The organism is Pseudomonas sp. ADAK21 (genome assembly GCF_012935735.1).
In the GTDB taxonomy this organism is placed as follows: Bacteria; Pseudomonadota; Gammaproteobacteria; order Pseudomonadales; family Pseudomonadaceae; genus Aquipseudomonas; species Aquipseudomonas proteolytica.
Genome location: NZ_CP052857.1, coordinates 4,183,308 through 4,198,897 on the forward strand (window position 1 = coordinate 4,183,308; position 15,590 = coordinate 4,198,897).

Below are 15,590 nucleotides of genomic sequence, written 5' to 3' on the forward strand. Positions count from 1 at the left end.
AACGTCTGACCCCGTCCTGCAGCTGTTATCGCCACATCAATGAATTTAGCTCAAGGGCATACGCGGGGCTGTGTTCAAGCCACCGGTACTGGAGAAAGAAAGCATGAGCAACTGGTTAGTAGACAAACTGATCCCCTCGATCATGCGTTCCGAGGTGAAGAAAAGCTCGGTCCCTGAAGGTCTGTGGCACAAGTGCCCATCCTGCGACGCGGTGTTGTACCGCCCAGAGCTGGAAAAGACCCTGGACGTTTGCCCCAAGTGCAACCACCACATGCGTATCGGCGCCCGCGCCCGTATCGACATCTTCCTCGACGCCGATGGCCGTGCCGAGCTGGGCGCTGACCTGGAGCCGGTGGACCGCCTCAAGTTCCGCGACGGCAAGAAGTACAAGGACCGCCTGACCGCTGCGCAGAAGCAGACCGGTGAAAAAGACGCGCTGATCTCGATCAGCGGCAAGCTGCTGGGCATGCCGGTGGTGGTGTCGGCGTTTGAATTCTCCTTCATGGGTGGTTCGATGGGCGCCATTGTCGGTGAGCGCTTTGTACGTGCCGCCAACTACGCCCTGGAAAACCGTTGCCCAATGATCTGCTTCGCCGCCTCGGGTGGTGCGCGGATGCAGGAAGCGTTGATCTCGCTGATGCAAATGGCCAAGACCTCTGCGGTACTGGCGCGTCTGCGCGAGGAAGGCATCCCGTTCATCTCCGTGCTGACCGACCCGGTCTATGGCGGCGTTTCCGCCAGCCTGGCGATGCTCGGCGACGTAATCGTTGGCGAGCCCAAGGCACTGATCGGCTTTGCCGGCCCACGTGTGATCGAGCAGACCGTGCGCGAAAAGCTGCCGGAAGGCTTCCAGCGCAGCGAGTTCCTGCTGGAGCACGGGGCGATTGACATGATCATCGCCCGCTCCGAACTGCGTCCACGCCTGGGTAACCTGCTGGCACAGATGATGGGCTTGCCGACACCAGAATACGTCGCGCCTAAAGTCGAACCTATCGTCGTTCCGCCGGTGCCTGCAAACCTATGACCCAACGAACCCTGGGCGAGTGGCTCGCCTACCTTGAGCAGTTGCATCCGTCAGCCATCGACATGGGCCTGGAGCGCTCGCAACAGGTAGCGGCCCGCCTCGGGTTGGGTCGGCCCGCGCCGCGAGTGATTACGGTCACGGGCACCAACGGCAAGGGCTCTACCTGTGCCTTTGTCGCTGCGTTGCTGCAGGCCCAGGGCTTGAAGGTGGGTGTCTATAGCTCGCCGCACTTGCTGCGTTACAACGAGCGCGTGCAACTCAACGGTGTTGAAGCCACCGACGAGCAATTGTGCGAAGCCTTTGCGGCGCTGGATGCCGGGCGCGGCGATACCTCCCTGACCTATTTCGAGATGGGCACCCTGGCTGCGTTCTGGTTGTTCGAGCGCGAACAACTGGATGCCGTTGTGCTGGAAGTGGGCCTGGGTGGTCGCCTGGATACTGTCAATGTGGTGGACGCCGACCTGGCGTTGATCACAAGCATTGGCGTGGACCATACCGATTACCTGGGTGATACCCGCGAATCGGTGGCCTATGAAAAGGCCGGGATCCTGCGCCCAGGCAAGCCGGCACTGTGTGGTGACCTGGATCCGCCGCATACCTTGCTGGACAAGGTGCGCGAGCTGGATTGCCCCTTCTTCCTGCGGGGCCGGGATTTTTCCCTGGACGTGGCAGACGATCATTGGTCGTGGCGCGGTATCGATGCGCGGGGTCTGGGCGTCGAGTTGCACGGCCTGCCGCTGCTGAACCTGCCCATGGAAAACGCCGCACTCGCCCTGCAAGCCTACCTGTTGCTGGATCTGCCATGGAATGCCGGGCAGATTGCCGATACCTTGCAACGTACACGAGTGGTCGGGCGCCTGGATCGCCGCGCGTTCGAGTGGCAAGGCAAGCGCCTTGACCTGTTGCTGGACGTTGGTCATAACCCGCATGCTGCGCAGTACTTGGCGCGCCGTTTGGCCAGCCATGTGCCGAAGGGTCGACGCCTGGCGGTGTTCGGCTTGCTGTCGGACAAAGACCTGGAAGGTGTGGTTGCACCCTTGCTGAGCAGTGTGCAGGCATGGGCGGTTGCGCCGCTGGACACACCTCGCAGCCGTTCGGCCGATGATGTACAGGTGTTGCTGCAGAACCTTGGTGCGACGGTGACGTCCCATGCAAGCGTGACCGCTGCATTGGAGACTCAATGCGCGGTAGCAACGGCCGAGGACGAGATTCTGTTGTTCGGATCATTTTATTGTGTTGCCGAGGCGCTTGAGTGGTTGGCCCGGCGCTCCACGGAGGAAGCTGCACATGGCATTACTGGATAGCGCATACAAGCAGCGAATGGTCGGAGCCCTGGTGCTGGTGGCATTGGCGGTGATATTCCTGCCGATGCTGTTTTCCCGTCAGGACGAGCAGCGCCAGGTCACGGTTGAAGCGCCGGCTGCGCCCCAGGCCCCGGTAATGCCGCAGGTTCAGGTCGAGCCGGTGGTGGTGCCTGAGCCGCAGGCGCTGCCCGAGGAAGAGCCAGTGCCGACGGATGCAGAAATTGCCCAGCAGCAGGCACCCACGGCGCCAATTCAGCCCAGCGTTCCCGTAGTCAAGCCAGCGCCAGTCGTGGCCGCCAAGCCAGCGGCGCCTGCTCCAGCGCCAAAACCTGTCGCGCCGCAGCCTGCTGCGCCAGGCAAGCCGGATGTCGGTCAAAGCCGTATCGATCCCAATGGCCTGCCGATCAGTTGGTCGGTGCAGCTTGCCAGCCTGTCCAACCGCGAAAGTGCCGAAGCCTTGCAGAAAACCCTGCGCAGCCAGGGCTATAACGCTTATATCCGTACTGCCGATGGCAAGAACCGGGTGTTTGTCGGGCCGCTGATTGAGCGTGCCGAGGCTGACCGCCTGCGTGACTTGCTGGGGCGTCAGCAGAATCTGAAGGGTTTTGTGGTGCGCTTCCAGCCAGAACGCGGCTGATTCTGGCTCCAAATGTGTGTGCGGGCTTGTGTGGGAGCGGGCTTGCCCGCGATGACGGTACATCAGTCGATATTAAAGTTGACTGACACGCCGCTATCGCGGGCAAGCCCGCTCCCACATTGGTTTATGCCCGTCTGAGATGGCCGCAGCTTGCCACAACCCATTGATTTGCAATGGACCGCCAATCACCGCTTACCGATAGCCCAGCGCTCTGCTAAAATGCGCCGCCTTATCCGTCTGTAGGCTGCACTGTGCCATTTACCTGGGTTGATTGGGCGATCGTAGCCATCATCGCCATCTCCGCATTGATCAGTCTAAGCCGCGGCTTCGTCAAAGAAGCATTATCGCTGCTGACCTGGATCGTTGCAGGAGTCGTCGCCTGGATGTTCGGCGGATCCCTGGCCGTTTACTTGGCCGGCTACATCGAAACACCTTCGGCTCGTGTCATCGCGGGCTGCGCCATCATGTTCATCGCCACGCTGCTGGTGGGAGCAATGGTCAATTATCTTATCGGCGAATTGATACGTGTCACCGGCCTCTCCGGGACCGATCGATTTCTCGGCATGGCCTTCGGTGCCGCGCGTGGCGCGTTGCTGGTGGTCGTTGCGGTCGGGCTGTTGAGCCTGGGCCCGGTACAGCAGGATGCTTGGTGGCAGGAGTCGAGTCTCGTGCCAAAATTTCTATTGGTTGCAGACTGGTCCAAGAACCTCATATTGGGGTGGAGTAGTCAGTGGCTGGCCAGCGGTATCAGCGTACCCGCTGATATTCCGTTCAAGGAGCACCTCTTGCCGGGCAACGCGCCGCAGTAAGTAGTGTTCAGTCAAGATTCATTAAGTAGGGGTTGCGTCGCATGTGTGGCATCGTCGGTATCGTCGGTAAGTCGAACGTCAATCAGGCGCTGTATGACGCGCTAACCGTCCTCCAGCACCGCGGCCAGGACGCTGCCGGTATTGTGACCAGCCACGACGGCCGGTTATTCCTGCGCAAGGACAATGGCCTGGTACGTGACGTGTTCCATCAGCGTCACATGCAGCGCCTGGTCGGGCATATGGGTATTGGCCATGTGCGTTATCCGACTGCCGGTAGCTCGACTTCGGCCGAAGCTCAACCGTTTTACGTCAACTCGCCCTACGGCATTACCTTGGCGCACAACGGTAACCTGACCAATGTTGAACAGTTGGCCAAGGAGATTTACGAATCTGACCTGCGCCACGTCAACACCAGTTCCGATTCGGAAGTGCTGCTCAACGTGTTTGCCCACGAACTGGCCCAGCGCGGCAAGTTGCAGCCAACCGAAGAAGACGTGTTCGCCGCTGTGACCGACGTGCATAACCGTTGCGTGGGTGGCTACGCGGTCGTGGCAATGATCACCGGTTACGGGATCGTTGGTTTCCGCGACCCGCATGGCATCCGTCCTATCGTGTTCGGCCAGCGTCACACCGACGAAGGCGTCGAGTACATGATCGCCTCCGAAAGCGTATCCCTGGATGTACTGGGCTTTACCCTGGTGCGCGACCTGGCCCCGGGCGAAGCGGTGTACATCACTGAAGATGGCAAGCTGCACACCCGCCAGTGCGCGATCAACCCCAAGCTCACGCCGTGCATTTTCGAGCACGTGTACCTGGCGCGCCCGGATTCGATCATCGATGGCGTCTCGGTGTACAAGGCGCGCCTGCGCATGGGCGAGAAGCTCGCCGAGAAGATCCTGCGCGAGCGTCCAGAGCACGACATCGACGTGGTGATCCCGATCCCGGACACCAGCCGCACCGCTGCGCTGGAATTGGCCACCCGCCTGGGCGTCAAGTTCCGCGAAGGTTTCGTCAAGAACCGCTACATCGGCCGCACCTTCATCATGCCGGGCCAGGCGGCTCGCAAGAAGTCGGTACGCCAGAAGCTCAACGCCATCGAGCTGGAGTTCCGCGGCAAGAACGTGATGTTGGTGGATGACTCCATCGTGCGTGGCACCACCTGCAAGCAGATCATCCAGATGGCCCGTGAAGCCGGGGCGAAGAACGTGTACTTCTGTTCCGCTGCGCCTGCCGTGCGTTACCCGAACGTGTACGGTATCGACATGCCGAGCGCCCACGAACTGATTGCGCACAATCGTTCGACCCAGGATGTGGCTGATCTGATTGGCGCTGATTGGCTGATCTATCAGGATCTTCCTGACTTGATCGAGGCGGTTGGCGGCGGCAAGATCAAGATCGAGCAGTTCGATTGCGCGGTCTTCGATGGCAAGTACGTGACCGGTGATGTCGATGAGGCTTACCTGAACAAGATCGAGCAGGCGCGCAACGACTCCTCGAAGATCAAGACCCAGGCGGTCAGCGCGATCATCGATCTGTACAACAACTGATTGACTACCGGCCCTGAGGGGCCGGTTTTGTATCTTAAATAAAGAATTGAGTGAAGGAGTGGCAGCATGAGTCAGGAATGGGATGCCGGTCGGTTGGACAGCGACCTCGATGGCGTGGCTTTCGACACCCTGGCTGTGCGCGCCGGCCAGCACCGCACGCCGGAAGGTGAGCACGGTGACCCGATGTTCTTCACCTCCAGCTACGTGTTCCGCACCGCGGCGGACGCGGCGGCGCGCTTTGCTGGCGAAGTGCCGGGTAACGTCTATTCCCGTTATACCAACCCGACCGTACGTGCCTTCGAAGAGCGTATCGCGGCCCTGGAAGGTGCAGAGCAGGCCGTCGCTACGGCAACGGGCATGGCGGCCATCCTCGCGGTGGTCATGAGCCTGTGCAGCGCCGGTGACCATGTATTGGTATCGCGTAGCGTGTTTGGTTCGACCATCAGCCTGTTCGAGAAGTACTTCAAGCGTTTCGGCATTGAAGTCGACTACGTGCCGCTGGCAGACCTTTCAGGTTGGGATGGGGCAATCAAGGCCAATACCAAATTGCTGTTCGTCGAGTCACCGTCCAATCCGCTGGCAGAGCTCGTAGACATCACCGCCCTCGCCGAAGTAGCGCACGCCAAAGGTGCGATGCTGGTAGTGGATAACTGCTTCTGCACGCCCGCCCTGCAGCAACCGCTGAAGCTGGGCGCAGATATCGTGGTGCATTCGGCTACCAAGTTCATCGATGGCCAGGGCCGTTGCATGGGCGGTGTAGTGGCCGGTCGTGGCGAGCAGATGAAAGAAGTAGTGGGTTTCTTGCGCACCGCAGGCCCGACCCTGAGCCCGTTCAACGCCTGGATTTTCCTCAAGGGCCTGGAAACCCTCAGCCTGCGGATGAAAGCCCATTGCGCCAACGCCCAGGCCCTGGCCGAGTGGCTGGAACAGCAGGACGGCATCGAAAAAGTCCACTACGCCGGCTTGAAGAGCCACCCGCAACATGAGTTGGCCCAGCGTCAGCAGCGCGGGTTTGGGGCGGTGGTCAGTTTTGAGGTCAAGGGCGGTAAAGACGGCGCATGGCGCTTTATCGACGCCACGCGCCTGATTTCCATCACCGCCAACCTGGGTGACAGCAAAACCACCATTACCCATCCAAGCACCACCTCCCATGGGCGCCTGGCCCCGCAGGAGCGTGAAGCGGCCGGTATCCGCGACAGCCTGATCCGGGTTGCCGTGGGGCTGGAAGACGTGGCTGACTTGCAGGCCGATCTGGCCCGCGGGCTGGCTGCCTTGTGATCGAGTGGTCCCAGGAGGCGGCTGGCGCCAGTAATGGCCGGGTTGCGTTGGTAACGGGCGCTGCACGGGGTATCGGCCTGGGGATCGCTGCCTGGCTGATCAGCGAAGGCTGGCAAGTGGTGTTGGCCGATCTTGATCGCGAGCGGGGCGCCAAAGTGTCCAAGGTGCTGGGCGATAACGCCTGGTTTATCACCATGGACGTGGCTGATGAGCAGCAGGTGGCCCTTGGGGTTGCTGAAGTGCTGGGCCAGTTCGGGCGCCTGGATGCCCTGGTGTGCAATGCCGCAGTGGCTGACCCGCGCAATATCACGTTGGATAGCCTGGACCTGGCTTACTGGAATCGGGTGCTGGCGGTGAACCTCAGTGGGCCGATGCTGCTGGCCAAGCACTGTGCACCGTATCTGCGTGCCCACGGCGGTTCTATCGTCAATCTGGCTTCTACCCGGGCCAGGCAGTCGGAGCCGGACACCGAGGCCTATGCGGCGAGCAAGGGTGGCCTGCTGGCCCTGACCCATGCGCTGGCCATCAGCCTGGGGCCGGAGGTTCGGGTCAATGCTGTCAGCCCTGGCTGGATCGATGCCCGTGATCCCGCCGCGCGCCGCGCAGAGCCGTTGAGTGACGCCGATCATGCGCAGCATCCTGCGGGCCGGGTTGGGACGGTTGAGGATGTGGCCGCCATGGTGGCGTGGCTGCTGTCGCGCAGCGCTGGGTTTGTGACGGGGCAAGAGTTCGTGGTGGATGGCGGCATGAGCAAGAAGATGATTTACAGCGAGTAGGGCGGGTAGCTGTCTTGACGTGATTTTGTCTTTTTCAGAAAAACTTCAAGCAGGCTATTGACTTAGGTCCGCTATCTGCGTAAATTTCGCGGCCTCAACGAAGCAAAGGGTGATTAGCTCAGCTGGGAGAGCATCTGCCTTACAAGCAGAGGGTCGGCGGTTCGATCCCGTCATCACCCACCACTTCTTGAGAGTTTTGCCTTCGGGCAAGACGCAACGTTAAAAGTTGCACCGACGCGCAGCGGTAGTTCAGTCGGTTAGAATACCGGCCTGTCACGCCGGGGGTCGCGGGTTCGAGTCCCGTCCGCTGCGCCATATTTTCCAGGTCCGATATGTCGGGTTTGAGATTGAACAGTCAAGGCTGCTCAGTCAGATGTTTGAAGGCGGTTGAAGGTGACACTTCAGCAGTCTGAGCGATACGCAGCGGTAGTTCAGTCGGTTAGAATACCGGCCTGTCACGCCGGGGGTCGCGGGTTCGAGTCCCGTCCGCTGCGCCATATCTGTTCCGGGGTCCACTGAACACCCCGAGAGCGCCAAAGCAAGCTTCATGCTTGATTGGATCGATAGCAAAGACCCTGGTCGAAAGACCGGGGTTTTTTGTGTCTGCGATTTGATGATGCGACCTGTAGGGGAGGGCTTGCCAGCGATAGCGTCGTCAAGATCGCTATCGCCGGCAAGCCGGTTCCTGCAGGGTGTCGATCAGAAGCCCAGCTTGTCCCGCAGCCCGTAATACCACGCGCCCATCGCTGCAAATGGAGTGCGCAGCAGTTGGCCGCCCGGGAACGGGTAGTGCGGCAGGTCGGCAAACGCGTCAAAACGCTCCGCTTGGCCTCTGAGGGCTTCGGCCAGTACCTTGCCCGCCAGGTGCGTATACGTCACGCCATGCCCGCTACAGCCCTGGGAGTAGTAGATGTTATCGCCGATGCGGCCAACCTGGGGCAGGCGAGACAAGGTCAGCAGGAAGTTGCCGGTCCAGGCGTAGTCGATTTTTACATCCTTCAATTGCGGGAAGGCCTTGAGCATCTTCGGTCGGATGATTGCTTCGATATTTGCCGGATCCCGCGCGCCATACACCACGCCACCGCCGAAGATCAGGCGCTTGTCGCTGGTCAGTCGATAGTAGTCGAGCAAGTAGTTGCAGTCTTCGACGCAGAAGTCCTGGGGTAGCAGGGATTTAGCCAGTTCATCCCCCAGAGGTGCGGTGGTGATCACTTGTGTGCCGCATGGCATCGACTTGGCTGCCAGTTCGGGCACGAGGTTGCCCAGGTACGCGTTGCCGGCGACGATGATGAATTTAGCCTTTACCTTGCCTTGCGCCGTGTGGACCACAGGGTTGGCGCCACGCTCGATACGCACGGCGGCGGACTGTTCGTAGATAGTGCCGCCCAGGGACTCCACTGCCGCCGCTTCACCCAATGCCAGGTTCAGCGGATGGATATGCCCGCCACTCATGTCCAGCAGGCCGCCCACGTAGTTGTCACAGGCCACTACCTCGCGGATGCGCCGCTCGTCGAGCAACTCCAACTGCGTATGGCCGTAGCGCTCCCACAAACGCTTCTGCGATTCCAGGTGGCCCATGTGCTTGCTATTGAGTGCAGCGAAGACCCCGCCGTCCTTCAAGTCGCACTGAATCTGGTATTTGGCTACCCGCTCACGAATGATCCTGCCGCCCTCAAATGCCATTTGTCCCAATAGCTGTGCCTGTTGGGGGCCGACGCTGCGTTCGATCACATCGATATCACGGCTATAGCTGTTGACGATCTGGCCACCGTTGCGCCCAGATGCACCGAAACCTACCTTGGCGGCTTCCAGTACCGTCACACGAAAGCCGTTCTCCAGCAGGAACAGCGCGCTCGACAACCCGGTATAGCCGGCGCCGATCACGCACACATCGGTTTCGACTTCACCTTGCAGCGCTGGCCGGGGAGGAACCGCATTGGCGGACGCTGCGTAATACGACTGGGGGTAGGGGGTGTTCGCCATACTGGAACCTCTGTTTTATATTTTTTACGAGTGCGCCGATCCTACCTCAGTTGAAAATACCCTGCCAGCCACCCGGAAAAAGCCGCGCGGCTAATGAAAAATAAAAAATTCGCATATTCATAGGCTTAGCTTCAAAAAAGGTGTTGACACCCCTCGGGAATTCCGTAGAATGCCGCCTCACAGCAGGCACGTAGCTCAGTTGGTTAGAGCACCACCTTGACATGGTGGGGGTCGTTGGTTCGAGTCCAATCGCGCCTACCAAACAAAATCCGCTCTGCTGGGCGGTCTAGAAGGGCTCACCGAAAGGTGGGCCCTTTTTTGTTGCTCTCTTGCCGGCCTCTGCGTTGGCGACCGCGAAGTTCATACCAAACACTGCGAAAGCGCTCATGGCTTACCTCCCAGCGTGCGCCTGCCTCGCCGGCTGGCGTGATTCGTTTAAGTGGGTGATATGCTTTGCTGCTTATCAAACAAGGAGGTGGCAATGGCCGGTAAAAAGCTTGAAGCGTTCCGCGAGTGGTTCACCCCGCGTAAGCGGTTATGGGCTGGGGTCACTTTTCTTGCCACTGCGGCATTCGGGCCGCTTCTCTATCCAGGCCTAAATGGTTATTGGGGGTGCTTGATTGGTCCCGGCGCCATATTTCTCGGCAGTATATGGAATCCCCACGCTCACGATAAGGAACAGTGAAGTGTTCGGCAGCGGGGTCACGCTTCGCACGCCGCTGGGGAATCAAGGCAATACAGAACTGTTGTGGGGCGCTACTTCAACCCCGACCTGACAACGCGCAGCCTCGGTGGCTTTGCGCAGTTGCAACATAAGCTCAATGAGCGCTGGGGCGCCGGCGGCAGCTTTACCTGGATGAAGGGCCGGGAGCAGCCTGAAGGTCGTGACTGGCTACCGCATCCCACCGCTCAAACTGACCGCCTACCTTGAGCTCGAGCCGAGCGAAGCCTGGAGCAACCGCGTGCAGGCCACCTATTTCGATGGCGCTGATTATCGCCTAGTTGGCGTTGCCAGCTTTGGACGACGCAAGGTCGACAGCTACACCACCGTCGATATGATCAGCCAATACCAACTCAGTGAAAATGATCAGGTCAGCATGGGCATTCAGAACCTGTTCAATCGCAGTACTGCCTGCTCCACAGTCAACAATACCAGCCACATGCCGGCGCCAGGCACGGTGTTGACCGCAAGTTACACACCGCTGGTAAATGCGGGAGTTGCGCCTGATTGATCCACGATCGCGACACTCATATTGAGCCGACCTGCAGGGTGTTATAGAACAACACCCTTGCAGTGCCTTCTGAGGCTGTCTGGACCTTAATTATGGGTTTGAAAATGAAAGTAGAGAAAAACAACAAGATCTTCGCCGCTCCCATTCTCTTCTCGTTATTGATGCTTCAGTGTGCGCCGGTATGGTCAGGGCAAGTCACAAGTGTTGTTTCCAATGATCTGACTTCAGCCGTCGCCTGGAGGCAGACGGCTGCCGAGTTCGAGGCGCTTTACTATCAAGGTTTCAATATTGCCAAGATGCGCCTGGACAGTGCCCTGCAAGCGCACAAAGCCGGCGATCGGCCGTTGGCGATTATCAGCGACATCGACGACACCGTCTTGAGCAGCAACAGCTACTGGGGCTACATGATCAATTCGGGCAAAGAGTTCTTCGATGATGCCGCCTGGGATAAATGGGTGGCTGAAAACGGCCCGGTGGCCACGCCCGGCGCAGTGGAGTTTTTGAATTATGCGCAATCAAAAGGGGTAGATGTTTTTTACGTCACGAGCCGTGATCAGGGCGACAAAACCTATGAATACGCCTTGGCAAACCTGCGCAATAGCAAGCTTCCCTTTGCGGATGAAAAGCACCTAACGGTTTACCGCGACACATCCAATAAAGAGCCCAGGCAGCTGGAAATTGCCAAGGACTATGAAGTGGTCGTGATGTTGGGCGACAACCTCAATGACTTCAAGCGCAAGTACTACGTGTCCGATGTGCAGCAGCGCATGGCGCTGATGACTGAAGACAAGCAAGAGTTCGGTCGCAAGTTTGTTCTCTTCCCCAACCCTACCGATGGGCACTGGCTTAAAGCTATTTTTGGTGATTCCGAGCCACCAGCCACACTGCAAAACAGCGCCAAATTCAAGGCCGCAGCTGCGTCCAGAGCTTGGCAGCCCTGATCACGCAGGTTCACCCGGCAGGGTATGCCACGATTTGAACCACGCAAATCGTGGCATGCCTGTAATTGCCTGCCATCCCCTCACAAACTTTATTGGTTTGCAGCAACAATTTTTCTTGTTGGACACCCTCCGCTCCAAGCAGCAAAGATGCCCGCCAATGACCCTCGACCTACCCGGTCAATAATAAAAATCCGCGTCGGGCTCCCCGCCATTGCTTATCAGCGAGGCAGGCGTCGCAGCACGCAATCAAGGACTCAACGCCATGCAAACTGTTGTGAACCTTTGGCCGCTGATTGGCGTGCTCGTCATCGTGGTCGGCTTCGTGTTGCGCTTCAATCCGTTGCTGGTGGTGACGGCGGCGGCGATTGCCACCGGATTTGCCGCGCACTTCCCCTTGGAAAAAATCCTCGCCACCATGGGCGATGGCTTCCTGCAGACCCGCGCCTTGCAGCTGATCCTGTTGCTGCCCCTGGCCGTCATCGGCTTGCTGGAGCGCCATGGCCTGCGCCTGCACGCGCAGAACTGGATTGCGCGCTTCGAGCGCGCCACCGTCGGGCGTCTGTTGATCATTTATCTGTTTGTTCGCGAATCCACAGCGGCCATGGGCCTGACCAGTCTTGGCGGGCATCCGCAAATGGTGCGCCCTTTGCTGGCGCCCATGGCGGAAGGCGCGGCCGAGAAACGCTTTGGCAAGCTGCCGGACAAGGTGCGCCACAAGGTCCTGGCGATGTGCGCCGCCACGGACAACGTGGGGCTGTTTTTTGGTGAAGACATCTTCGTGGCCTTTGGTGCGATTGCCTTGATGCACACCTTCCTGCTGGGCTCTGGCATTGATGTCGAACCGCTGCATATTGCGGTCTGGGGCATCCCCACGGCGATTTGTGCGTTCATTGTGCACGCGATACGTTTGCACCGCTTTGACCGAAGATTGACCCGCGAACTGACAACCACCGCGCCCGCCAGCGTTCAGCCGGAGGCCGCGCAATGATCATTTCCATCCAATATCTGTATTGGCTCGCCGGGGTTTTGTTGCTGATTACCGCGGGCATGATCCTGGCTGACCGCACCCACCCCAAACGCTGGTCAAGTGCTTTGTTCTGGCTGCTGTTCGCCATTCCGTTCCTGGTGGGCGAGCACTTGCCGTCGGTGGTCGTGGGCGTCGGCGTGGTGCTGATGGCGTTGATCGCCGGGCTCGGCGGGGTGGGGCGTGGTGCCCATGTCGAGCTGCATGACAAAGCCTCCCGTGCCAGTGCCGGCCGGCTGGGTCATAAACTGTTTATTCCGGCCCTGGCCATTCCGTTGACCACCGTAATCGGCTCTGTGCTGCTCAAGAACGTCGAGATTGGCGGCGTGCCACTGCTGGACCCGAAAAACACCACGTTCGTATCCCTCGGCCTCGGTTGCCTGATCGCCCTGGGCCTGGCCTGCTGGCTGACCCGCGACACGCCGGTGCAGGCCTTGCGAGAGTCGCGACGCCTGACCGAAGCCCTGGGCTGGGCCATGGTCTTGCCGCAGATGCTGGCGATGCTCGGCTTGTTGTTTAACGAGGCTGGCGTAGGGACGGCCGTGGCTCACGTCACCACCACCTATATCAACCTGGATTACAAGCTGGTGGCGGTGATGGTCTATGTGTTGGGCATGGCACTGTTCACGGTGATCATGGGCAACGGTTTTGCCGCCTTCCCGGTGATGACCGGCGGTGTTGGTGTGCCGGTACTGGTGGGGATTTATGGTGGCAACCCGGCGGTAATGGCGGCCATTGGCATGTTTTCCGGGTACTGCGGTACGTTGATGACGCCGATGGCGGCGAACTTCAATATTGTGCCCGCGGCGCTGCTGGAATTGCCTGACAAAAACGCGGTGATCAAGGCGCAGATGCCCACGGCGTTGATGATGTTGCTGGTCAACATCGTCCTTCTTTATGTGTTGATGTGAGGTGGTGATGGGGACTGTGCTACTGACGGGGTTTGAGCCGTTCGATCAAGACCTGATCAACCCGTCCTGGGAAGCTGTGCGTCAACTGGACGGGGTGCAATTGCAGGAAGGCGTCACCATCATCGCCCGCCAATTGCCCTGTGCCTTTGCCACTGCCGTTATCTGTTTGAACCAGTTGCTGGCCGAGCATCAACCGCAACTGGTAATTGCCACCGGCCTGGGGCCAGGGCGCAGTGATATTTCTATCGAGCGAGTGGCGATCAACCTCAACGATGCGCGGATCCCGGACAACCTTGGGGCTCAGCCTGTCGATACGGCGGTGATCCCTGAAGGGCCTGCGGCCTATTTCAGTACCTTGCCGGTCAAGGCCATGGTCAAGGCGGTGCGCGACGCTGGCATCGCCGCTTCGGTCTCGCACACGGCGGGCACCTTTGTGTGTAACCAAGTGTTCTACAGCTTGCAGCATGCCTTGGCGGGGTCTGGCGTGCGCAGTGGGTTTATCCATGTTCCTTTTCTGCCAGGGCAGGGGGCCGGGCCTCAGCCCTCAATGGCACTGGGGGCTACAGTCGAAGGGCTTAGGGTCGCGGTTCTGGCCGCGTGGAATACGCCGCAAGATATCCCGGAGAGCGGCGGTCAGGTTTGCTGACGGCCTGGCGTCATCCTTCGTTTACAAGGCCTGGGCCGATCCGTAGATTGCATCAGGGCCCGATAATGGGCAGCGAGCATAAGAGGGAGCCCGGCAGTGTCCGTCAAAGAATCGGCTGTATTTGATCGTCCGTACCGTGCATTTCTGTTTGATATGGACGGTACCCTACTCAACTCCATGGCTGCCGCAGAGCGGGTCTGGGCTGCCTGGGCGCGACGCCACGGGCTGGATGTCGAGGCGTTTCTGGGGACCATCCACGGTGTTCGGGCCATTGATACGATCAACCGCCAGGCGTTGCCGGGGGTGGACGCGCAGGCTGAGGCGCGAGGGATTACCGAGGCAGAGATCGAGGATGTGGAGGGCGTGCTGGCAATCCCAGGCGCTGTGGCATTTTTGCAGAGTTTGCCTGCCCACCGCTGGGCCGTGGTCACGTCTGCGCCCAAGGCCCTTGCCCTGCGCCGTATGCACGCGGCAGGCCTGGTGCCGCCGGCTGTCATGATTACGGCTGAGGATGTGGACAGCGGCAAGCCGGATCCGGCCTGTTACCTGTTGGGCGCCCAGCGTCTGGGGGTGCCGATAGGTGAATGCCTGGTGTTCGAGGATGCCCCGGTGGGGATCCGCGCCGGTGAGGCGGCGGGTGCGGACGTCCTAGTGGTGACCTCGGCGCATGGGGAGCCAATGGTGACGGATCATCCGACGATTGCGAGTTATGACCGCGTACATGTCCAGTGCGACGCCGCCGGTTCACTGCGCTTGCGGCCTTCTACACCGGCTTGAACGCCTCGCCACGCTTGGTCAGCAGGATGTTTTCAGCGCTAGCCCACTGGTAGCCCAATGGATCTTTGATGCTCCCGTGGGTAATGGTGCCCGTGATCAGGTGCAGCAGATGAAGTTGACGCAGGCCCGCGAGGACGTCATCGGGCTTGCCGTGCAATTGCGCGGAAGACTTTGGATGATCTGCCGAGAGTTGTGCGATCAAGAACAATAGGTTCTTGGCGTTATGTTCTATGTCCATATCGATAACGTTTTTTATGGGATGTATGGGTATGGGTGCTACCGAAGTGGATAGTTCCTCCTGATTTAAGCATGGGATCCAATCGCTGTTTCAAGAGGGGGTTTTCTGCCGGGCCTGGCGAAATCCTCGACGACTGAGTTTTCGCTGGATCGCAGCCTGGATGGGCTTGAGGCAGAAGCAGAACAGATAGCCACCGAGAAACAACGCCAGGTCAGGCCATGAATTGGCATCCTGGACGGTGGTAGTGCCTTCCATATAAAACCTGAGGCCATACCCGATCGCTACGAAAGCCAGGGCAATCACCAGGGCGATTATCCAGGATTTACGGGTATAGGGCTCTTTGCGGGATCGCCTCATTAACGCGCTCCGAGGGCACTGTAAGGTTTTGTAACGTTCCTGGAGGGGTTTGTCTGTTAAACGGCCCGCAAGTTCCGCGGGTGAGCCGGGGGAGGGGATGGCAAGT

At 59.6% G+C, this 15,590-nt stretch carries 15 protein-coding genes, 4 tRNA genes and 1 pseudogene; 17 read left to right on the top strand and 3 right to left on the bottom strand.

The genetic code is table 11. The annotated features are described in order from the left end of the window. Window positions 1-103: 103 nt before the first annotated feature. The 10 genes from accD to HKK57_RS19025 all read left to right on the top strand — a co-directional run bounded on the left by accD (window position 104) and on the right by HKK57_RS19025 (window position 7,872). On the top strand, window positions 104-1,024 hold the full coding sequence (gene accD, locus HKK57_RS18980) for an acetyl-CoA carboxylase, carboxyltransferase subunit beta (RefSeq protein WP_070995083.1): 921 nt from the start codon (window positions 104-106) through the stop codon (window positions 1,022-1,024). Beyond that, window positions 1,021-2,328, top strand: coding sequence for a bifunctional tetrahydrofolate synthase/dihydrofolate synthase (folC, locus tag HKK57_RS18985; protein WP_169390557.1), 1,308 nt, complete (start codon window positions 1,021-1,023; stop codon window positions 2,326-2,328). Before accD ends, folC begins: the two co-directional genes overlap by 4 nt. Then, a complete protein-coding gene (locus tag HKK57_RS18990) occupies window positions 2,312-2,965 on the top strand; it encodes an SPOR domain-containing protein (RefSeq protein ID WP_092231407.1) in 654 nt (217 codons plus the stop codon). The genes folC and HKK57_RS18990 overlap by 17 nt, the downstream gene beginning before the upstream one ends. Window positions 2,966-3,216: 251 nt before the next feature. Beyond that, window positions 3,217-3,774, top strand: a complete 558-nt coding sequence (locus HKK57_RS18995) for a CvpA family protein (RefSeq protein WP_070995080.1) — start codon at window positions 3,217-3,219, stop codon at window positions 3,772-3,774. Window positions 3,775-3,815: 41 nt separating this feature from the next. After that, the gene (purF, locus tag HKK57_RS19000) at window positions 3,816-5,321 is read left to right on the top strand and encodes an amidophosphoribosyltransferase (protein WP_029294156.1); all 1,506 of its coding nucleotides are present in this window, start codon (window positions 3,816-3,818) and stop codon (window positions 5,319-5,321) included. Window positions 5,322-5,387: 66 nt separating this feature from the next. After that, complete coding sequence (locus tag HKK57_RS19005) at window positions 5,388-6,599, top strand: O-succinylhomoserine sulfhydrylase (RefSeq protein ID WP_169390558.1); 1,212 nt, start codon at window positions 5,388-5,390, stop codon at window positions 6,597-6,599. After that, window positions 6,596-7,375, top strand: a complete 780-nt coding sequence (locus HKK57_RS19010) for an SDR family oxidoreductase (protein ID WP_070995078.1) — start codon at window positions 6,596-6,598, stop codon at window positions 7,373-7,375. Before HKK57_RS19005 ends, HKK57_RS19010 begins: the two co-directional genes overlap by 4 nt. A 107-nt stretch (window positions 7,376-7,482) precedes the next feature. Then, a tRNA-Val gene (locus HKK57_RS19015) sits at window positions 7,483-7,558 on the top strand. Between the two features lie 55 nt (window positions 7,559-7,613). Continuing rightward, window positions 7,614-7,690, top strand: a tRNA-Asp gene (locus tag HKK57_RS19020). 105 nt (window positions 7,691-7,795) lie between these two features. Next, a tRNA-Asp gene (locus HKK57_RS19025) sits at window positions 7,796-7,872 on the top strand. 202 nt (window positions 7,873-8,074) lie between these two features. On the opposite strand, the gene HKK57_RS19030 is transcribed toward HKK57_RS19025, so the two are convergent. Beyond that, the gene (locus HKK57_RS19030) at window positions 8,075-9,358 is read right to left on the bottom strand and encodes an NAD(P)/FAD-dependent oxidoreductase (protein ID WP_154906905.1); all 1,284 of its coding nucleotides are present in this window, start codon (window positions 9,356-9,358) and stop codon (window positions 8,075-8,077) included. A 184-nt stretch (window positions 9,359-9,542) separates the two neighbouring features. Here HKK57_RS19030 and HKK57_RS19035 point away from each other — a divergent pair. From HKK57_RS19035 to HKK57_RS19065, 7 genes and pseudogenes are all read left to right on the top strand, one after another. Then, window positions 9,543-9,619 (top strand) — tRNA-Val (locus tag HKK57_RS19035). 559 nt (window positions 9,620-10,178) lie between these two features. Continuing rightward, a pseudogene (locus tag HKK57_RS19040) lies at window positions 10,179-10,590 on the top strand (TonB-dependent receptor domain-containing protein); the annotation flags it as partial. A 104-nt stretch (window positions 10,591-10,694) separates the two neighbouring features. Next, the gene (locus HKK57_RS19045) at window positions 10,695-11,531 is read left to right on the top strand and encodes a 5'-nucleotidase, lipoprotein e(P4) family (protein ID WP_169391209.1); all 837 of its coding nucleotides are present in this window, start codon (window positions 10,695-10,697) and stop codon (window positions 11,529-11,531) included. 262 nt (window positions 11,532-11,793) lie between these two features. Then, window positions 11,794-12,519, top strand: coding sequence for a DUF969 domain-containing protein (locus tag HKK57_RS19050; protein ID WP_169390559.1), 726 nt, complete (start codon window positions 11,794-11,796; stop codon window positions 12,517-12,519). Then, window positions 12,516-13,466, top strand: coding sequence for a DUF979 domain-containing protein (locus tag HKK57_RS19055; protein WP_092231387.1), 951 nt, complete (start codon window positions 12,516-12,518; stop codon window positions 13,464-13,466). The genes HKK57_RS19050 and HKK57_RS19055 overlap by 4 nt, the downstream gene beginning before the upstream one ends. 7 nt (window positions 13,467-13,473) lie before the next feature. Further along, the gene (pcp, locus tag HKK57_RS19060; protein WP_029294197.1) at window positions 13,474-14,112 is read left to right on the top strand and encodes a pyroglutamyl-peptidase I; all 639 of its coding nucleotides are present in this window, start codon (window positions 13,474-13,476) and stop codon (window positions 14,110-14,112) included. Window positions 14,113-14,208: 96 nt separating this feature from the next. Beyond that, window positions 14,209-14,889 (top strand): HAD family hydrolase, encoded by a 681-nt coding sequence (locus HKK57_RS19065; RefSeq protein WP_169390560.1) that lies wholly within the window; start codon window positions 14,209-14,211, stop codon window positions 14,887-14,889. Here HKK57_RS19065 and HKK57_RS19070 read toward each other — a convergent pair. Beyond that, window positions 14,876-15,127, bottom strand: a complete 252-nt coding sequence (locus tag HKK57_RS19070) for a hypothetical protein (protein ID WP_029294201.1) — start codon at window positions 15,125-15,127, stop codon at window positions 14,876-14,878. The genes HKK57_RS19065 and HKK57_RS19070 overlap by 14 nt on opposite strands. A gap of 90 nt (window positions 15,128-15,217) precedes the next feature. Then, window positions 15,218-15,484: a hypothetical protein gene (locus HKK57_RS19075; protein ID WP_169390561.1), complete on the bottom strand. Its 267-nt coding sequence runs from the start codon at window positions 15,482-15,484 to the stop codon at window positions 15,218-15,220. Window positions 15,485-15,590 lie beyond the last annotated feature (106 nt).

Excerpts from the sequence above, each read along its gene's own strand:
- accD (WP_070995083.1), top strand. The coding sequence starts at position 104 with ATGAGCAACTGGTTAGTAGACAAACTGATCCCCTCGATCATGCGTTCC.
- folC (WP_169390557.1), top strand. The coding sequence starts at position 1,021 with ATGACCCAACGAACCCTGGGCGAGTGGCTCGCCTACCTTGAGCAGTTG.
- HKK57_RS18990 (WP_092231407.1), top strand. The coding sequence starts at position 2,312 with ATGGCATTACTGGATAGCGCATACAAGCAGCGAATGGTCGGAGCCCTG.
- purF (WP_029294156.1), top strand. The coding sequence starts at position 3,816 with ATGTGTGGCATCGTCGGTATCGTCGGTAAGTCGAACGTCAATCAGGCG.
- HKK57_RS19005 (WP_169390558.1), top strand. The coding sequence starts at position 5,388 with ATGAGTCAGGAATGGGATGCCGGTCGGTTGGACAGCGACCTCGATGGC.
- HKK57_RS19030 (WP_154906905.1), bottom strand. The coding sequence starts at position 9,358 with ATGGCGAACACCCCCTACCCCCAGTCGTATTACGCAGCGTCCGCCAAT.
- HKK57_RS19045 (WP_169391209.1), top strand. The coding sequence starts at position 10,695 with ATGAAAGTAGAGAAAAACAACAAGATCTTCGCCGCTCCCATTCTCTTC.
- HKK57_RS19050 (WP_169390559.1), top strand. The coding sequence starts at position 11,794 with ATGCAAACTGTTGTGAACCTTTGGCCGCTGATTGGCGTGCTCGTCATC.
- HKK57_RS19055 (WP_092231387.1), top strand. The coding sequence starts at position 12,516 with ATGATCATTTCCATCCAATATCTGTATTGGCTCGCCGGGGTTTTGTTG.
- pcp (WP_029294197.1), top strand. The coding sequence starts at position 13,474 with ATGGGGACTGTGCTACTGACGGGGTTTGAGCCGTTCGATCAAGACCTG.
- HKK57_RS19070 (WP_029294201.1), bottom strand. The coding sequence starts at position 15,127 with ATGGACATAGAACATAACGCCAAGAACCTATTGTTCTTGATCGCACAA.
- HKK57_RS19075 (WP_169390561.1), bottom strand. The coding sequence starts at position 15,484 with ATGAGGCGATCCCGCAAAGAGCCCTATACCCGTAAATCCTGGATAATC.